This is a genomic window from Tritonibacter scottomollicae (genome assembly GCF_032924845.1).
Classification (GTDB): domain Bacteria; phylum Pseudomonadota; class Alphaproteobacteria; order Rhodobacterales; family Rhodobacteraceae; genus Epibacterium; species Epibacterium scottomollicae.
The window spans coordinates 93,969-111,146 of record NZ_CP136707.1 but is presented as its reverse complement, the minus strand read 5'-3'; the positions used below and the strand labels follow the sequence as shown (position 1 = coordinate 111,146).

Sequence of the window (17,178 nt, the reverse complement as noted above, 5' to 3'; positions counted from 1 at the left end):
CCTCTGCGCGCTCGTGGGGGCTAAGGGGCACCCTTCTGCATTCTTGGGGTGCAGCTTCAGGCGCAGGGCAGGGGGCATCACGGGAGACGCCGCCAAGGCGGTTGGTCCCGTTATGTCAAGGTATGGGGAAATGCCGCGCGCTGGGCGCGGCAACCGGTCAGGTCACCGTGTTGACGACGTTGAAGCGGTCCTCTTTCCACTCCTCGGTCTTCATCACCTCGTAGAGGTGGTTGGCGGCGTCCCAGGCATCGGCAAACCGCAGGTACAGTGGCGTGAAGCCAAAGCGCATCACGTTGGGCTGGCGGAAATCGCCGATCACGCCACGCGCAATCAGCGCCTGCACGATGGCATAGCCGCCTTCGGTGTGGGTCAGCGAGACCTGACCGTTCCGCAGCGTGCCGTCCTTGGGGCTGTAAAAGCCAATGCCGAAGTCTTCGGCAAAGCTCTCGACCAGCTGGATGAACAGGTCCGACAGCGCCCGACCCTTGGCATAGAGGTCGACGACCTCGACATCGTCAAAGACCGCCAGCCCAGACTGCAGCGCGCGCATCGACAGGGTGTGCTGGGTGCCGCACAGCAGCGCTCGGGCGCCCTCGCCCTGGCGGTAGCTCTGCTCGAACTTGAAGGGGGCAGCATGGCCGTGCCAGCCTGAGAGCGGCTGGGTGAATTTGCCGTGGTGGCGCTTGGCTGCATAGGCATAGGCAGGCGAACCCGGCCCGCCGTTGAGGTATTTGTAGGTGCAGCCGACGGCGAAATCGACGTTCAGGTCGTGTAGATCAACCGGGATCACCCCGGCAGAATGGCACATATCCACCATTACCAGCGCGCCGCGCTCATGCGCGAGCTTGGTCAGCGCCTTCACATCGCGGATCACGCCAGAGCGGTAGTCCACGTGGTTCAGCATCACCACCGCGGTGTCGGCGTCGATCATATCCTCGATCCGGCCGCCGTCCCGGCCTTCCAGCGCCAGGGTGGCGCCCTCCAGTGTCGATTGCACACCTTCCGCCATGTAGAGATTGGTCGGAAATGAGCTGCCCTCTGCCACGATCTTGCGACGGCCGGGCTGCATCGAAAGTGCAGCGTGCAGGGTCTTGTAGATATTGAGCGAGGTGGTGTCGCAGACCACGATCTCGCCCTCGCCGGCGCCCAGCAGCCGGGCGAGGCGGTTGCCCAGAGTGTCGGTGAGCATGAACCAGCCGGCGGTGTTGTGGCTGCGGATCAGCCCCTTGGCCCATTCTTCGCGCATGGTGCGGTCGATGCTGTCGAATACTGCTTTGGGCGCCGGACCCAGCGAGTTGCCGTCCAGATATATGGTGCCTTCCTCGACGAAAAACTCGTCACGCTTGTGCGCCAACGGGTCCTGACTGTCCAAAGCCTCGGCGGTGCTGCGGGTGGGGGTAAGGGCCATTGGCTTTCCTTCTCGGGCTGGGTGTGCAACTGATAAAACCAATATGCACACTTCAATCGTATATGATTTGATTTATCGTATACGATTATACTTCTGAAGGTCAATCAATGGATTTACCCGCGTCGTCAAAATCGGAAATGGCCTATCAATTCCTGCTCAAGCAGTTGATTGAGGCGAAAATTCCACCCGAGGCGCCGCTGCGGATCCCGGCGCTGGGCAAAGAAAGCGGCCTGGGCGTGACGCCGATGCGCGAGGCGCTGAGGCGCTTGGAGAGCGAGCGATTCGTGGTGATGGAGAACAACCGCGGCTTCCGCGCTGCGGCGGTGACCCAGGCAGAACTCATGGATCTGGAAGGCTGTCGCCTGGTGATCGAAACCGCGCTGCTGCGCGAGGCGATTGCGCATGGCGACGACGCTTGGGAGGCGGCGATTCTGTCCAGCCACCACCTGCTGGCCAAAGCGACCGAACCGGCGGAGACCAGCGATCTGGATGAGCTGTGGGTGTGGTCGGACCGTCACCGGGGCTTTCACAGGGCGCTGCTTGCGGCGTCGCGCTCGCAGTGGCTGAACCTGTTCTACGCGCAGATTTCCAACCATCTTGACCGGCATTTTTTCAGCATGTTCACGGGGGACAACCGCGACAAGTTTCTGGGCAGCCCGGAGTTGATCGCCCATAGTCGCGCCGCCCTTGGCATTGCCCACCACACCAAGCTCATGGAGGCGGTTCTGGCACGCGACGAGGAGCAGGCGGTACGTCTGCTGGAAGAACACGCGGGCTTTACACGTCGCTTCTTTGACCGGGTAGAGGATCAGGCCTAGCGCATCTCTTGGGCGAGTCTGCAGCCTTGCTATCAGCAAACGGCATATCAGCTTTCCCGGATATCAGTTGAACGCGTGTGCCAGGCCTGCGCCTAATCGGGCCGTTCAATGCAGGAGGCGCAGGCATATGTATCCCGATCTCAACCTCTTTATCGATGGCCATTGGCGCAAGGCGGAGCGCAGCATCGCTGTCGTCAACCCGGCGACCGAGGAAGAATTGGGGCAGTTGCCCTGCGCCGGGCGCGCGGATCTGCAGGATGCACTGGCGGCGGCGGAAAAAGGGCTGGCCATCTGGAGCCGCACTGCGCCGCGGGATCGCGCCGATATCATCCTGCGCGCCGCCGCGCTGATGCGCGAGCGGCAAGAGGAGATCGCCCTGACCATCACTGCCGAGCATGGCAAGCCGTTGGCGCAGGCCCGGCTGGAAGTGATCCGCGGTGCCGAGTTCTTTGAATGGGACGCGGGCGAGGCAATGCGCGCCTATGGCCGTGTCATCCCGGCGGCAGCGGGCTCCAAGCTATCGGTTCATCATCATCCGATCGGGGTGGTGGCGGCGTTCTCGCCCTGGAACTTCCCTATGAGCCAACCCGCTCGCAAGGTCGCAGGGGCACTGGCATCGGGCTGTTCGATCATCCTGAAGGCGGCCGAGGAAACGCCCGGTGGCGCGGTGCATATCGTGCGCGCATTCGAGGATGCGGGTCTGCCAGCCGGAGTGCTGAACCTGGTGTTCGGCGTGCCTGCGGAGATCTCCGAATTTCTGATCCCGCAGCCAGCGGTAAAGCTGGTGGCGCTGACGGGCTCCACCGCGGTGGGGCGCCAGCTGACGGCGCTGGCGGCGCGCCATGACACCCGCGCGCTGATGGAGCTGGGCGGCCACGCACCGGTCATCATCTGCGAGGACGCAGATGTGGAAAAGGCCGCGCTCAGTGGCGCTACCCGTAAGATGCGCAACACCGGTCAAGTCTGCACCTCGCCAACACGGTTCTTTGTGCATCACAGTATCTTTGAGGAATTCAAGACCCGCTTCACCAAACGCGCCGCCGCCACCGTTGTGGGCAACGGTATGGAACCGGGCGTCGAGATGGGGCCGACCGCCAACGAACGCCGTATCCCGGTTCTGACGGCGCTGGTGGAGGATGCTGTCGCCAAGGGTGGTGAGCTCCTGACCGGCGGCGCGCGGCTGGGAGACCGCGGCTATTTCTTCCAGCCGACGGTGCTGGCCAATGTGCCGCCTGAGGCACAGATCATGCAGGAAGAACCCTTTGGCCCGATTGCGGTGCTGAACCCGGTGGCGGATCTGGATGCGGCCATCACTGCCGCCAACGCGGTGCCTTATGGGCTGGCAGGCTATGGCATGACCAACCGCGCCGATTACATCGACCGGATGATTGACGAGGTCGAGGTCGGCAACCTGTCTATCAACACGCTGGAGGCCTCGCTGCCGGAAACTCCCTTTGGCGGGGTCAAGGCCAGCGGCCAGGGCCGCGAAGGCGGCGCCGAGGGCCTGGACAGCTATCTGACAGTCAAGAACGTCTGGCATTCCCGGTCCATCACCTGACGCATCGCACGCAAGGCAACAGTTACAGTCCCAAGGAGGTCACAAATGTCCAACCACCCCACGCTGAAGCCCTTCAATTTCCAGAAATGGCTGGCGGATAACGCCGACAAACTGAAGCCGCCGGTTGGCAACCAGCTGCTGCACAAGGACGGCGACGGCATGATCGTCATGGTGGTCGGCGGCCCCAACACCCGTTGCGATTTTCATGACGACCCGGTGGAGGAATGGTTCTTTCAGCAGAAGGGCGATATGATGATCAAGATCGCCGACGGCGGGAAAATCTATGATGTTCCGGTGCGCGAGGGCGAGGTGTTCATGCTGCCGCCGCATGTACGCCACGCACCGCAGCGCCCACAAGAGGGCTCTATCGGCATCGTCGTTGAAGCGCCGCGCCAGCCCGGCATGACCGAGGGCTTCGAGTGGTTCTGCTTCAAATGCGAGGCGCTCGTCCACCGCGAGGAGGTCACGTTGGAAGGGACCGACGGCATCGTCTCGGCGCTGCCCAAGATCTACGAGTCATTCCACGCCGATCTCGACGCACGCACCTGCCAATCCTGCGGCGAGGTTCACCCCGGCAAGGGCAAACCCCCGGAGGGCTGGGTACAGCTCTGAATTCACGACAAAAGGCAGACAGACAGCGCGCTCCGCATAGGGGCGCGCTGTTTTTGCTGTGCTGAGCGTATGCGAAGCTTAGGTGTTTGATCCCACGATTTGATGGTGCGATCCTTTCTCAGGAATGGAAGGAAGCCATATGGGACGAGTTCGTCACGGGAGCACCACGACCACGCACGCCGTCAGAGCTGCAATACAATAATCGCAAGCTTCGCTCGGGCAGTTGAGCAAGGAGTTGGGCATCAATCCCAAGACCGTTGCGAAGTGGCGCAAGCGTGCGACGGTTGAGGATCTGAAGACCGGCCCAAAGGAGCCGCGTTCAACCGTTCTCTCTAAAGTTGAGGAGGCGATGATCGTCGCATTCCGACGGCACACGCTGCTGGGAGCGCGCTACTTTGAAGTGCGACTCCTATTAGAAAACAATGAGTTATCTAATAGGAGATCATGGCACGGGAGCCGTTTACACGCAACTGAGCTTGAAAGAACGCCGTAGAATTGAGGATTGGTGGCATGCAAAAGTGCCCGTTCGAGAGATGGCACGGGTTCTGAAGCGCTCTAAGTCGACCATTCATCGCGAGATCAAACGCAATTTCTGGGCAGACGATGCCTTCCCAAAGAAGTATGCGGGGTACTTCGGTCATGCCGCCCAGTTGCAGACGAACAAACGCCGATCCGTGCAACGAAAGCTGATCCGCCATCCGGACCTGTGCAAGACCGTGATCGCCCGGATCAAACAATGCTGGACGCTTGAGCAGATCAGCAACCAGATGATCTATGAAGAAGCCAAATTGCGCGTCTGCCAGGAGACGATCTATCGCTACATCTACTCGAAAGAAGGCATGGACCAGGAACTCTGGTGGTACCTGCCAGAGCATCGCAAAGCCCGTCGTCCACGCCGTGCCAGAAGGCGCCAGAAGCCTAAGTTCGACCGTGCTGTCAGCATCTTGTTCCGACCGGATGATGTCGCGCACCGTCGCCAGTTTGGTCACTGGGAGGCCGATCTTGTCTTGTCCAACAGCGCTTTGGACAATCGAACGTTACATCACTCGTTGAGCGCGTCAGCCGGTTTACGGTGCTTTTGAAGAACCCGAACAAGCGTACCAGGCCCGTGACCTGCTCCCCGTGGAGTCCGCGTTTTTTAGTTCGCTCTGTTCAGTTTTTGGTCCAGTATTGACCGTTGGTGATACTCCCACGGTGTAAGCCCGTCGAGGCTCATGTGTGGGCGGAGGTGATTGTAGTCGTCGCGCCAAGCAGAGATCAGATCCCGGGCGTGGCGCAAGTTGGCGAACAAATGCTCGTTGAGGCACTCGTCGCGCAGACGGCCGTTGAAGCTTTCCACGAAGCCGTTCTGCATGGGTTTGCCTGGTGCGATGTAGTGCCACTCGATCTTCCGGTCCTCCTGCCATCTCAGGATGGCGTTCGATGTCAGCTCCGTTCCGTAACACCTTCGGAATGACATTGATTTAGAGGTTATGATTGGCTGCGCAGCCCCCAAATAGCGCAGCAGGTGATCATAGCCGGGTCTCAGGTACCTACAGTGGTTTTGCACAAACCACACCGCAAGGGAGACCGACTATGACCAAGACCAGTATTGCACAGACCGAGCCTGTTTTGGTGGCCGTTGATATTGCTAAGGCCCGCCATGAAGTCTTGATCGCTATTCCAGGTAGGACGCGCCGCCGCCTGACTGTTCTAAACCACCTCGACGACTTCAACCGATTGATCGACACACTCTCGGATTATGGCCGTCCTGAGCGCGTGGCGTTTGAAGCCACGGGCAATTACCATCGCGCTCTGGCGTATCGGCTCGGCGTCGCTGGTTTCGAGGTAAAGTTGGTGTCTTCGGTCGCATTGGCACGGACCCGTGAGGCCTTGAACAACAGCTGGGACAAGAACGACCCGAAAGACGCGCAGGTCATCCTGCACATGATGCAGATCGGGAACGAGCAGTTCTATCACGATCCAATGCTTTGCGGCACGAACGACCTGCAGGAACTATCCAAGACACACGGCATTGTCTCGCGCTCGAAGACCGAACTTTGGCACCGGGTCCTGACCCATTACCTGCCGCTGTATTTCCCTGAAGCTGATCGTTTCCACCGCAGTTCTCGCAGCGATTGGTTCTTCGCTTTTCTGGAGTGATGTGCCCCCATCGAGTGGTCCAATTTGAATGTTAATGCATCGTCGGTCTTTGGTCTATCAGGACGATGCTTTTGGGCGCTGGGGGCCGGTATCCTAAGGCGCTGTGGGGCCTAACCGTGTTGTAGTGGCGACGCCAGCGTTCGATGAGGATCTGTGCTTCACGCAGCGTGGTGAAGACCTCGCCGTTTAGTAACTCATCCCGGAAGCGGGCGTTGAAGCTCTCGCAGTAGCCGTTCTCCCAAGGTGAGCCCGGGGCAATGAATGCGGTCTTCGCGCCCACGGCACCGATCCAGGCGCGCACCTTCTTGGCAATGAACTCGGCTCCATTGTCCGATCTGATGTATTCCGGCGGGCCGCGCAGGATAAACAGGTCGGTCAGGGCATCGACCACGTCAACTGAGTTGAGCTTGCGTTTGACTTTGATCACCAGCGCCTCCTTCGTGAACTCATCTATGATGTTCAGGGTGCGGAAGACCCGTCCGTCGTGCGTGCGATCCTGAACGAAGTCATAGGACCAAACGTGGTTCGGGCGTTCTGGCCGCAGCCTCACGCACGAACCGTCGTTCAGCCAGAGCCGGCCCTTCTTGGGCTGTTTCTGCGGGACTTTCAGCCCTTCCTGCCGCCAGATCCGTTCGACACGCTTGTGATTTACGTGCCAGCCGCTGTTGTTCAGCATTCCTGTGATCATGCGGTATCCATAGCGCCCATACTCTTCGGCCAGCGCAATGATATCCTCGGTCAGCCGGGCTTCATCCGGTCGGCCACAAGGCACTTTGCGCTGCGTCGAGCGATGCTGACCCAATGTGCGGCAGACCCTGCGCTCCGATACGCTGAGGGTTTGCCGCACATGGTCAATGCATTGCCTGCGGCGGGAAGGGCTTAGAAGTTTCCCCGTGCGGCCTCGGCAAGGATCATCTTGTCCAAGGTAAGATCAGACACGGCGCGACGGAGCCGGGTATTCTCGGTCTCCAACTCCTTCAGCCGCTTGAGCTGATCGCGGCTCATCCCGCCATATTGCTTGCGCCACCGGTAGTAAGTCTGAACCGTCACACCGATTTGCCGAACGGCTTCCTGAACCGAGCTCCCTTGCCCGTGCAGCACCTCAACCTGTCGCAGCTTCAGCACGATGTCCTCGGGCTTCTCTCGTTTGCCTGCCATCTCGTCGTCCTCCTGAAAACGGGATATTCCTATCCCAAAAGGTGGACCACTTCAGTGGGGGCACTCCACGTCAGGAAGATCTAGACAACTTCAATAGGCACTACGTGACACTTAGAAATCTGGCGCGGCAGAGTGAGTTCAATTCACAAAGGTTTAAATCTATGCTGAAAAAGGCGCCGATTGAACCGCTTGATCGGTCTAATGAGAATGGTCGAAATATCTATCGTCGCAGGGACGTCGAACATGTTCTGAAAATGATACCTTCTGAAGCCGCGTTGGCTAACGAGAATACTGAAGTAATTTGACGAACGCGGCGGCTCGCTTCAATCGGCGTCTCTTATCATGTCGAGAACTCCGCGGCGAAGGTTATCTCTCGCGTCACATACGGTGCGAAGCGCGTGCTCAAATTTTTGTTCATCGCCACTATTAAACGCGTCCTTAATGAGTTGAAACTGCGCGTGCATGTCGCCTGCGAAGGCATATTCTCTTTCAAAGTCTGTGATCGAAATTTCCTTCCGTTGATCTGCAGCCGACACACTAAAAGATATTTGACCCCGGTTTTGTCACTGGCAAAAGGAACCGATATTGGCCATTGCGACACCTACGCCCCTGAAACCTCTTCGACAGCATCTCGGACTTTCTGGAGCACCCCGTCAAGTTCGTCAATTGGAACACCGCCAAATGCGAGCCGCAATGCCTGCGGTACAGCAAGCGTTGTTGCAAAGGGCTCCGCCCCAGAGGCGGAAACACCAAGCTCCTTGAGGCGCGTGACCACTGGTTCGGCACGAATCCCTTTTTCCAATGGCAACCAGGCGAAACCAGCGTTGCGATGCCCGAGAACCTCCGATCCATCCAGAACAGCCCTGCAAATTTGCTGGCGCTTCGCCCCATCCTGCTTTCGCGCCTCTTCGGATCTGGCGAGTGTACCGTCCTCTACCCAACCTGTGACCAAACCGGAAACTATGGCCGGGGCATTCCAGGTCGTCGCTCTGATCACTTCGAGCAATCGGTCGATATGGGTTGTCGGCGAAACCACATAGCCCAACCGCAACCCCGTCGCGATGCTTTTCGAGAAGCTACCGACATAGATCGTTCGCTTCGGTGCGATTGAGAACAGACTTGGCGGCGGATTCGACTCCAGAAATGCGTAAGCTGCATCCTCGATGATCAAAAGATCATGTTTCCGTGCGATCTCGATGATGCGGAGGCGTGTCATTTCATCCATGACAGCGCCCAGAGGGTTATGGACTGTCGGCATCAAATAGACCGCACGAACCCTTCTATCACGGCATTGCCGATCCAGTTCGTCCGGGTCCATGACACCAGCCCACCCTTCCACCGGAACAAGTTCGAGGCCCTGTAGGGCAGCGACGGATTTGAAGCCCGGATAGATCAGCGTATCGGTCGCAACCGCTTCCCCGCGCCGCAGCAGCCCCAGTACAATGGTTGCCAGCCCGTGCTGACCGCCGGATGTCATCAGAAGGCATTCCGGATCAATTGGACCAAGAATTGAAGCAAGACTTCGGGCAATGATCCGGCGTTCATGCGCTCGCCCACCGTGGGGTTGATAGCGCAGCATGGCCTCCAGGTCTCCCGCCACTGTGAGTTGTCGCAGTCCTGCACGCAGCATATCCGTGTCACCAGCATCGCCAGGCATGTTGAAGATAAGATCGACAAGGCCATCGGTGGCAGTTTGCTGAACGCCAAGTGTCGGCGGCAATCCGAGATCGCGCACGAATGTACCGCGACCGGCTTCGCCTACAACCAAGCCCCTCTTTTCAAGTTCCCGGTAGGCGCTTGTCGCGGTTGCAAGAGCCACACCAGCCCGTTCCGCAAAGGCCCGATGTGTCGGTAGCTTCGTGCCAGGAGCCAGCTTGCCATCCTGGATCGCGGTGGAAAGCACGTCTGCCAAACGCACGTATCTGGGTTTCTTCATATTCTCACTGTACCTAGTACAATAGAAAAATTGTCATATTGTTTTCATCATGGCATTTCGATCTCAAGTCAATCTCCGAGGTCCGCCCATGCCCAAAGTGATCCCGATTTCATTTCTCGCCGTTGGTTTATTCACGGTGACATTTGCCGTGAATCTGCAGGCCCCTCTCTATGATGCCTACGCGGCAGAAAGTAATGTGGGTGCGACGGCCGTAACGGTCGCATTTGCAGCCTATGTCGGGGGGCTCATGCCGACGCTCTTGCTGCTCGGTGGCCTATCAGACCGGATCGGGCGGCGGATTCCGATTGCACTGGCGCTGATCCTTGGGGCCCTTGCGACAGCGCTTCTCGTGCAAATCCCAAGCTGGATCAGTCTGGTTATCGCACGGTTCATGCTCGGGATCGGCACTGGCCTCGCAACAACAGCCGGAACCGCCTACATGACAGAAATCCTGGGCGCTGATCGCGCGAAGAGCGCTGCCCTTATAGTGACTTCGGCGACGTCTCTTGGTTTTGGCGGCGGCGCACTGGCAACTGGTATCAGTCTCGGCCTGCAAGGTCATACGCTCTTACCAGCCAGCTACATTGCCCTATTCGTAGCCGCGCCAGTTCTGGCAATGATTGCCCTGACATTGCCGCGCATTGACAAGCCAAGGCCAGTATCGCTTTTGCGCTTCCCGGTGTTCCCTGTGGGAACGTGGGTCTTCGGAGCAGCGATGGCACTGGCGTGGTCTACAACCGGCATGACCATCGCTGTCGTTCCGCTAGAACTGGCTGAAAACAATCTCGGAGGGTGGACAGGACTGGTCATTTTTCTGGCTATCTTCGTGGGGTTCCTGTGCCAGCCGATTGCACGACGTATGACCAACGCGCGTGCCCTCGCTCTAGGATTCATTCTGATCCCGCTTGGTTTTCTGGTTCTTCTGGCCGGTGTCTGGCTGAAGGTACTGGCATTTGTTCTTCTTGGCACCTGCATCACCAGCGCAGCGAGCTACGGTTTCACCTATCTCGCCTCTTTGGCAGAGGTTACCTTGCGTGCGCCGGATGATCGTGCGCGCGCAACAGCAGGACTATTTGTCTACGCCTACTTTGGCTTTTCTCTTCCGGTGATCGCAAGCGGTGTACTTGCGGATATGCTCGGCCTTCTATCTGCGATGGTTGTATTTGCGATAGCCCAGATCACTGTGACCGGGATCATCGTCCTGGTATGGAGCCAGCGTTCAGACCCGTCAGGAACTGCAATAAACGCCGGTTAAAAGCATGGTATCGGCGGCCCAGATCTACGAACGGCTGGTCCAGGAAATAGTGCATTTCGCTGCACGGTGCACGAACTGGAAAGATGCGGACAAACCGGCCTTTTGCTGGTGCAACGGTTGCTCACGCAGCATTAGTCAATACATGCAGCGGCGTTCATGCGGCGTCGCAATTCAAATCGTCGAAGCGGTCATTCCCAGCCGGTCTCGGCGTCACCATTCAAACTGCACTTCGTCGCATGATGTCCGGACAAGAGAGACGCGTGTCCGAGTGGACTTGGAAAGCTTTTTTGCTTGTGGCGCGCGTCAGCCAATGCAAATAGGTCCGCCCAGCCGGACAAGTTCTATGGTCATCTCACGTGAATTTTGAAGTCTTGTTTTGCTGTTCAGCGTTCAGTTCACCTTTTTAGTTGATGATCTTTGCCTGCAATAGTCTCTACTTTGACAAGGCAAGAATGCGCCACGGGACCTTGGGCCAGTCTTGATGTGCCTTTGTCACGGGTCAGCACGTTCGGGTTGCCACGGCGGCAGAGGTCGCCGTCAGAATAGAGCCATGCGCCGGTCGCAATCTGGATAACGCCGGGTCGGATCATGTCGCTGATCCGCAGTTCAGCAAGGCATGCGCCGCGGGTGTTGTGAATTTTGACAATCTGACCTTCGATCAGCCCGCGCACCGCAGCGTCTGAGGGGTGCATCGTCATCGGTTCAACGCCCTTTGGCCGGTCAGCCTGGCTGACCGCGCCGTGATCTAACTGGCTGTGCAGCTTGTTGCGGGGCTGGTTGGATATCATGTGCAGGTCATCCGGGGCTGCGCGGCCCAGCCATTCGGTCGGTTCCATCCACGAGGGGTGGCCGGGACAATCGTCATAGCCGAAGTCTGCGATGGTCTGCGAAAAGATTTCGATCCTGCCCGACGGTGTGGCGAGCGGGTTGGCCTCTGGGTCGGTGCGAAAAGCGTCCAGCATGACAGTGGGCTTGTCCGGCACCGGTACCTTGACCCAGCCGTCGCGCTGCAAGCTCTCCCAACCGGGCAGCTCAACACGTTGTCCTGCGGCCTGTTGGCGCGAAACCTCCCAGATCCAGCGTTGCCAATCCTGCGGGCTGCGCCCTTCGGTAAACGCCTCTTCCACGCCCATTTCAGCGGCAATGCCACGTAGGATTTCGTGATCATCACGCGCCTGTCCCACGGGTTTGATGGCGCGGTCCATCACCACTTGATAGGGGTCTTTGGGCGTCAGTGCGATGTCGCTGCGCTCCAGCGGCGTGGTGCAGGGCAGCACTATATCGGCATGTTTGGCCAATGCGTTCCAGCACCATTCATTGGCGATGATGGTCTCGGGCTTGGCCCAGGCCCTCCGCATACGGTTCAGATCCTGATGGTGGTGGAAGGGGTTGCCACCGGCCCACCAGACGAGCCGGATGTCGGGATACTTGTAAGACGCGCCGTCATAGTCGAATTTCCCCCCGGGGGTCTCCAGCATGTCTGTCACGCGCGCCACGGGGATGAAATCCGGCACAGGATTATGGCCTTGCGGAAAGGACGCATAGTGGATTGGCGTGCGGTTCAATCCGGTGTTGTTCATCGCCGAATAGCCAAAACCCAGGCCCGTCCCCGGCAGGCCGATCTGCCCCAGCATCGCCGCAAGTGCGATGGCCGCCCAAAACGGTTGTTCGCCGTGATCCTGACGTGTCAAAGCCCAAGCGGTTGAGATCATGGTCCGGCTGCGCGCCATGCGACGGGCCAAATCACGGATGGTGTCGGCAGGAATCTCGCAAATGTCTGCGGCCCATTCAGGTGATTTGGGAATGCCATCCGTTTTGCCCAACAGATAGTCAGCAAAACGCGCAAAACCGACGGTGTAGCGGTCAAGGAACGCTTGATCGTGCAGGTCTTCGTTGAGCAACACATGGGCCAGCGACAGCATCAGCGCCACGTCTGTATTGGGCCGGATGGGCAGCCAATCTGCGTTGACCCGGTCCAGCAGGTCCGCCCTGAGAGGAGAGATATTGACGAACTTGACGCCTGCCTTGTGTGCCGCAAGCAATCCGCCTTTCTGTACGTGTGCGCCGGTCCCACCCTGGCTGATTTGTCCGTTCTTCAGAGGCACACCGCCGAAAGCGACGAACAGGTCGCAATCTGATGCAATGCTTTCCCAGCTTGTGGTTGTATCCAAATGCCCGCGGAAGGTGCCGAGGACATGAGGTACGAGCACCTCTGCCGCAGCGAAGGAATACGTGTTTTTGGAACCGGTATATCCACCGATACAGTTCAGAAACCGCTTGAGCTGGCTTTGCGCGTGGTGAAACCGCCCTGCGCTGGCCCAGCCGTAAGACCCGGCATAAATCGCGCGGTTGCCATGGGTGGAGCGCACGCGGGTAAGCTCTGCAGCGACCAGCCGGTTGGCCTCAGCCCAGCTTACCTCCACGAATGCGTCCGACCCGCGTTTGTCACCCGCCGTGCCCGGGCCACCTTCCAGCCAGCTCTTGCGCACCATCGGGGCCGTGATCCGTGTTGGGCCGTCAAGCACATCCACAATCCCCGGCCCAATTGGCGAGGGATCTGGGTCATGCTCAAACCCGCGAAGGTTGGTGACACGACCATTCTCAACATCCACCCGGTAGGTGCCCCAATGCGTCGCCGTCAGCAGATCCCGTTCGGAATTCGTCATTGGATCACCTATGCCGTTAAAGGTGTGAGTTCACCGCGTTCGAACAAATCGCGCAAGGCGAATTTCTGGATCTTGCCGGACCCGGTCATCGGAAAGCTTTTGACCTCAATCCAAAGATTTGGCGTTTTTTGCGGAGACAATTCGGATCGGCAATGAGATTTCAGTTCCGCCGCGCTCAAAGTTGCATCGCCCGATGTCCGGAGGAAACACGCGATTAACTCGCCCCACTTCTCGTCGGCGATGCCGACCACAGCGACTTCTTGAATCTCTGGATGCGTTAGCATCGCATTCTCGATTTCCGCAGGGAAGTGGTTCTCTCCGCCACGAATAATCATCTCTTTTACCCGTCCGGTGATCTTGAGATAGCCTCGCGCATCCATTGTGCCCAGATCGCCTGTATGAAGCCAACCGTCTGCGTCAATCGTCTCGGACGTGGCCGCTGGGTTGTCGTGATATTCAAGCATAGTGCACGGACCGCGCGCGCAGATTTCACCTGACTCGTTCAGGTCAGCGCAGGAATTGTCAGTCAAACGTCGGATTGACACGTCTGTTTGCGGGATCGGCTGGCCAATCGTCTTGCAGATATCATCAATGCTGTCGTCCAAGTGGTGCTGGGTGATGACTGGGCAGTGCTCCGTCTGGCCATAGAGGGTCGAAAATCCGCATCCAAACGCTTTCTTCACCCGTCGTATCAAATCCGCGGCAACATTTGCGCCGCCGCAGCTGATCACGCGCAGCGCAGTTGTATCACGTGGGTTAAGTTCTTGTTCCTCAAGTAGGGCGACCACCATTGTCGGAACGCCCAGAATGACATCGGCCTTTTCGCTTTCAAGCAGATCGACGATGCGCGGCGCGTCAAACAAGCTGACAAGTACCATATGCGCGCCTACCTGCATTGCGCCCAACGTCACCATCCCACAGCCGGATGTGTGAAACATCTGCATTATGTTGATCCAGATGCTGTTTTGTGTGACGCCGCAGCGATTTGCATAGAAGCGCGCGTTGTTCAACAGCCCCCCATGGGATAACAGCGCGGCCTTTGGAAACCCGGTCGTTCCTGACGTGTATTGAATTTGTGCCGGATCGGAGGTCGACACTTCAGGAAGACGTGCCTCGTTTGAGCTTCGTGCAAACAAAACGTCGTGATCATCAAGATCAGTTACTTCCCGCAGGAAGTTATTGCCGTCGCTGGCAAGCGTGGCGATCTGTGCCATAGGGTTGCCCCTGAATTCCTGAACATGGAACAGGCCAACAGCGCCAGACTGCTCGAGTACATACCGAAGTTCTTTGGCTTGCAGCGATGGGTTGGCCGTTACAAGCACCAGACCGGCAAGCGCACAGGCATATTCCATCAAAACCCATTCAGGGCTGTTTGGAGACCAGACCACAATCTTTTCGCCCTTGGTAAAACGCGAACTCAAAGCAAGCGCTAATCGTTCGCAATCATCCCAAAGCGCGCCGTATGTCCAGGAGCGTCCCCGAGACCCATCTTGACGGATCTCAGTCAGTGCCGGCTTGTAAATGTTGCTTGCTGTGACCTCCCTTAGGCCTTCGCCAATAGGCACATCGATTGCATCCATGTCTGACTGAGCTGGGAAATACGCTTTTTCGAGGTGTAAGTTGTACATTTGTGGCTCTGATTATTCATTGTTCTCATGAAATATCAGAGGCAACGTGCCGCGAATTCTCAAATATCAAAAATCTATGTATTGATAATTATTTTACATCAAAGTCGCTGCCCAACGACTTGCGCACAGCGTCGACAAACGGGGCTACAATTGGGTTCGCGCTGTCGCTGCGCCAGATCAGTGAGGTCGTGATAACATCGCCAACATCGCTGATCGGAATAGCCCGCAAACCAAAGCGTGCGGCGTTCATGATGCAATTGGGATAGATCAGAACCCCCATGCCGCCCAGAACGAGGGACAGCATCTCGTCGCGCAAGTAAGCCCGCTGAGAAATCTCGAGCGAGAAGCCACGGGCAATACAATGCTCGTTGACCATATCCGTATACCGCTCCCATCTGGCGTCGCCCGCAATGATGGGTTCGCCTTTGAGCTCCTCCAGCTCCAGCGTGGCCCTCTTGGCCAACCGATGCGCTCTGGGCACAACAGCGGCAAGCCCTTCAACACTGAAAACCAATCGCCTGAAATCCGGCGGAATAGGCGTGTCCATGTCAAAAATGAACCCGATATCTATCTGGCCTTTCTGCATTTTTTCAATCTGTTCAAGCGTGCGGGCGAAACCTATGTCAATCTCTATCTTCGGGTTTTTCGACCGAAAGTTTTCCAGCACATCGGGCAATCCACCCAGGATCGCAAAATCCACGTAATTTAATCGTAGCCTGCCGCCTTTGCCGTCTGCCGCATCGCGGGCTTCCAATGTGGCAGTCTCAACCATCTCAAAAATCTGATCGGTGCGCGCATAAAGCGCGGTGCCAGCCGCAGTCAGTTCCACAGATCGTGTTGTTCGGAAGAACACCGACGTTCCCAGAACATCCTCCAGCGCCTTAACAGAGTTCGACAGCGCTGGCTGGGATGTGTTCAGGACGTCAGCGCTTTTTCGAAAACTGCCTTGCTCAACTACGGTTTTGAAGACGAGGAGTTGGCGAAGTGTTGGTAACATTATTGATACTCCAAAGTTATCAAAACATAGAAAACTAATAATGGAAAATATCAGGTTTGCCAACCATGCTCCCATAACCGGTCAGCGAACCGAGAGTCACAACTGGAGCAACGCACCTTGCCAAAAGTTCTTTACGAGAAAGACGGCCGCATTGGTCGGATCACCCTGAACCGTCCCGAGGTGATGAATGCCATCGACGATGACTTGCCAGGCGAGTTGGCTGCGGCGGTGGCGCAAGCGGATGCCGACAGGGACGTGCATGTGATGGTCTTGTCGGGTGCGGGCAAGGCTTTCTGTTCAGGCTATGACCTGGCGCATTACGCCGAAGGCAATGGTACAAATCAGGTTGTGCAAGAGATGCCTTGGGATCCGATGCAGGATTTCCAGTTTATGTGGGCCAATACGCAAAGTTTCATGTCGCTCTTTCGCGCGATGAAGCCAGTGATCTGCAAGGTGCACGGGTTCGCTGTGGCAGGTGGGTCGGACATAGCCCTTTGCGCGGACCTGACGATCATGGGCGACACAGCGCAGATCGGCTATATGCCCACCCGTGTTTGGGGCTGCCCGACGACGGCGATGTGGGTGCACCGGCTGGGGCCGGAAAAAGCCAAGCGTATGATGTTCACCGGCGACAAGATCACCGGGGCTGAGGCAGCCGAGATGGGATTGGTTCTGAAATCGGTGCCGGATCAACAGCTGGACGGCGAGGTCGAAGCACTGGCCGCCCGGATGGCGAGCGTTCCGATCAACCAGCTGGCCATGCAGAAGATGGTGATCAATGCGGCCGTGGAAGAAAAGATCAACCAGACCCAAAGATTGGCCACCGTCTTTGACGGGATCACCCGCCATTCGCCCGAAGGGATGAATTTCAAGGCCCGCGTCGAGGCGGTCGGCTGGAAACAGGCCGTTCAGGAACGCGACACCGGAAGTTTTGACTGGACCACCAACACACCCATCAACGACCGCTCGGAATAACCGCAGCGGCACATATTCAACACAT

Annotated in this window: 11 protein-coding genes and 4 pseudogenes; 8 read left to right on the top strand and 7 right to left on the bottom strand. The window is 57.8% G+C overall.

The window, feature by feature from the left end:
* Positions 1-157 precede the first annotated feature (157 nt).
* Positions 158-1,408, bottom strand: a complete 1,251-nt coding sequence (gene kynU, locus R1T40_RS21615; protein ID WP_317385333.1) for a kynureninase — start codon at positions 1,406-1,408, stop codon at positions 158-160.
* 107 nt (positions 1,409-1,515) lie between these two features.
* On the opposite strand from kynU, the gene R1T40_RS21610 reads away from it, so the two are divergent.
* The 5 genes and pseudogenes from R1T40_RS21610 to R1T40_RS21590 form a co-directional block, all read left to right on the top strand.
* Positions 1,516-2,226 carry a GntR family transcriptional regulator gene (locus R1T40_RS21610; protein ID WP_317385334.1) on the top strand — a complete coding sequence of 237 codons (711 nt, stop codon included), beginning with the start codon at positions 1,516-1,518 and terminating at the stop codon, positions 2,224-2,226.
* A 127-nt stretch (positions 2,227-2,353) separates the two neighbouring features.
* Positions 2,354-3,784 carry an NAD-dependent succinate-semialdehyde dehydrogenase gene (locus tag R1T40_RS21605; protein ID WP_317387191.1) on the top strand — a complete coding sequence of 477 codons (1,431 nt, stop codon included), beginning with the start codon at positions 2,354-2,356 and terminating at the stop codon, positions 3,782-3,784.
* A gap of 45 nt (positions 3,785-3,829) precedes the next feature.
* Positions 3,830-4,396, top strand: a complete 567-nt coding sequence (locus R1T40_RS21600; RefSeq protein ID WP_317387190.1) for a 3-hydroxyanthranilate 3,4-dioxygenase — start codon at positions 3,830-3,832, stop codon at positions 4,394-4,396.
* Positions 4,397-4,535: 139 nt separating this feature from the next.
* Positions 4,536-4,778, top strand: a pseudogene (locus R1T40_RS21595) (IS481 family transposase); the annotation flags it as partial.
* A gap of 40 nt (positions 4,779-4,818) precedes the next feature.
* A pseudogene (locus R1T40_RS21590) lies at positions 4,819-5,507 on the top strand (IS30 family transposase); the annotation flags it as partial.
* A 27-nt stretch (positions 5,508-5,534) separates the two neighbouring features.
* On the opposite strand, the pseudogene R1T40_RS21585 reads toward R1T40_RS21590, so the two are convergent.
* A pseudogene (locus tag R1T40_RS21585) lies at positions 5,535-5,834 on the bottom strand (integrase core domain-containing protein); the annotation flags it as partial.
* Positions 5,835-5,971: 137 nt separating this feature from the next.
* Here R1T40_RS21585 and R1T40_RS21580 point away from each other — a divergent pair.
* Positions 5,972-6,535, top strand: a pseudogene (locus R1T40_RS21580) (IS110 family transposase); the annotation flags it as partial.
* Positions 6,536-6,569: 34 nt separating this feature from the next.
* On the opposite strand, the gene R1T40_RS21575 reads toward R1T40_RS21580, so the two are convergent.
* Both R1T40_RS21575 and R1T40_RS21570 read right to left on the bottom strand, forming a co-directional pair.
* A protein-coding gene (locus R1T40_RS21575) for an IS3 family transposase (RefSeq protein ID WP_317387189.1) occupies positions 6,570-7,696 on the bottom strand; the annotation gives its coding sequence in 2 pieces (ribosomal slippage) (positions 6,570-7,432 and positions 7,432-7,696; 1,128 coding nt in all).
* A 601-nt stretch (positions 7,697-8,297) separates the two neighbouring features.
* Entirely contained in the window at positions 8,298-9,632 is a 1,335-nt protein-coding gene (locus R1T40_RS21570; protein ID WP_317387188.1) for an aminotransferase-like domain-containing protein, read from the bottom strand.
* 88 nt (positions 9,633-9,720) lie between these two features.
* Between R1T40_RS21570 and R1T40_RS21565 the strand changes: the two genes are divergently transcribed.
* The gene (locus R1T40_RS21565; RefSeq protein ID WP_317387187.1) at positions 9,721-10,887 is read left to right on the top strand and encodes an MFS transporter; all 1,167 of its coding nucleotides are present in this window, start codon (positions 9,721-9,723) and stop codon (positions 10,885-10,887) included.
* Positions 10,888-11,282: 395 nt separating this feature from the next.
* Here the strand turns inward: R1T40_RS21565 and R1T40_RS21560 are convergent, their stop codons facing one another.
* The 3 genes from R1T40_RS21560 to R1T40_RS21550 all read right to left on the bottom strand — a co-directional run bounded on the left by R1T40_RS21560 (position 11,283) and on the right by R1T40_RS21550 (position 16,241).
* Positions 11,283-13,553 (bottom strand): molybdopterin guanine dinucleotide-containing S/N-oxide reductase, encoded by a 2,271-nt coding sequence (locus R1T40_RS21560; protein WP_317387186.1) that lies wholly within the window; start codon positions 13,551-13,553, stop codon positions 11,283-11,285.
* Positions 13,554-13,561: 8 nt separating this feature from the next.
* Positions 13,562-15,181 (bottom strand): class I adenylate-forming enzyme family protein, encoded by a 1,620-nt coding sequence (locus tag R1T40_RS21555; protein ID WP_102875627.1) that lies wholly within the window; start codon positions 15,179-15,181, stop codon positions 13,562-13,564.
* 88 nt (positions 15,182-15,269) lie between these two features.
* Positions 15,270-16,241: a LysR family transcriptional regulator gene (locus tag R1T40_RS21550; protein ID WP_158526392.1), complete on the bottom strand. Its 972-nt coding sequence runs from the start codon at positions 16,239-16,241 to the stop codon at positions 15,270-15,272.
* A gap of 54 nt (positions 16,242-16,295) precedes the next feature.
* Here R1T40_RS21550 and R1T40_RS21545 point away from each other — a divergent pair, with 54 nt between their 5' ends.
* On the top strand, positions 16,296-17,153 hold the full coding sequence (locus R1T40_RS21545; RefSeq protein WP_058274579.1) for a crotonase/enoyl-CoA hydratase family protein: 858 nt from the start codon (positions 16,296-16,298) through the stop codon (positions 17,151-17,153).
* Positions 17,154-17,178: the final 25 nt, after the last annotated feature.

Coding starts and splice junctions, on each gene's coding strand:
- kynU (WP_317385333.1), bottom strand. CDS start 1,408: ATGGCCCTTACCCCCACCCGCAGCACCGCCGAGGCTTTGGACAGTCAG.
- R1T40_RS21610 (WP_317385334.1), top strand. CDS start 1,516: ATGGATTTACCCGCGTCGTCAAAATCGGAAATGGCCTATCAATTCCTG.
- R1T40_RS21605 (WP_317387191.1), top strand. CDS start 2,354: ATGTATCCCGATCTCAACCTCTTTATCGATGGCCATTGGCGCAAGGCG.
- R1T40_RS21600 (WP_317387190.1), top strand. CDS start 3,830: ATGTCCAACCACCCCACGCTGAAGCCCTTCAATTTCCAGAAATGGCTG.
- R1T40_RS21570 (WP_317387188.1), bottom strand. CDS start 9,632: ATGAAGAAACCCAGATACGTGCGTTTGGCAGACGTGCTTTCCACCGCG.
- R1T40_RS21565 (WP_317387187.1), top strand. CDS start 9,721: ATGCCCAAAGTGATCCCGATTTCATTTCTCGCCGTTGGTTTATTCACG.
- R1T40_RS21560 (WP_317387186.1), bottom strand. CDS start 13,553: ATGACGAATTCCGAACGGGATCTGCTGACGGCGACGCATTGGGGCACC.
- R1T40_RS21555 (WP_102875627.1), bottom strand. CDS start 15,181: ATGTACAACTTACACCTCGAAAAAGCGTATTTCCCAGCTCAGTCAGAC.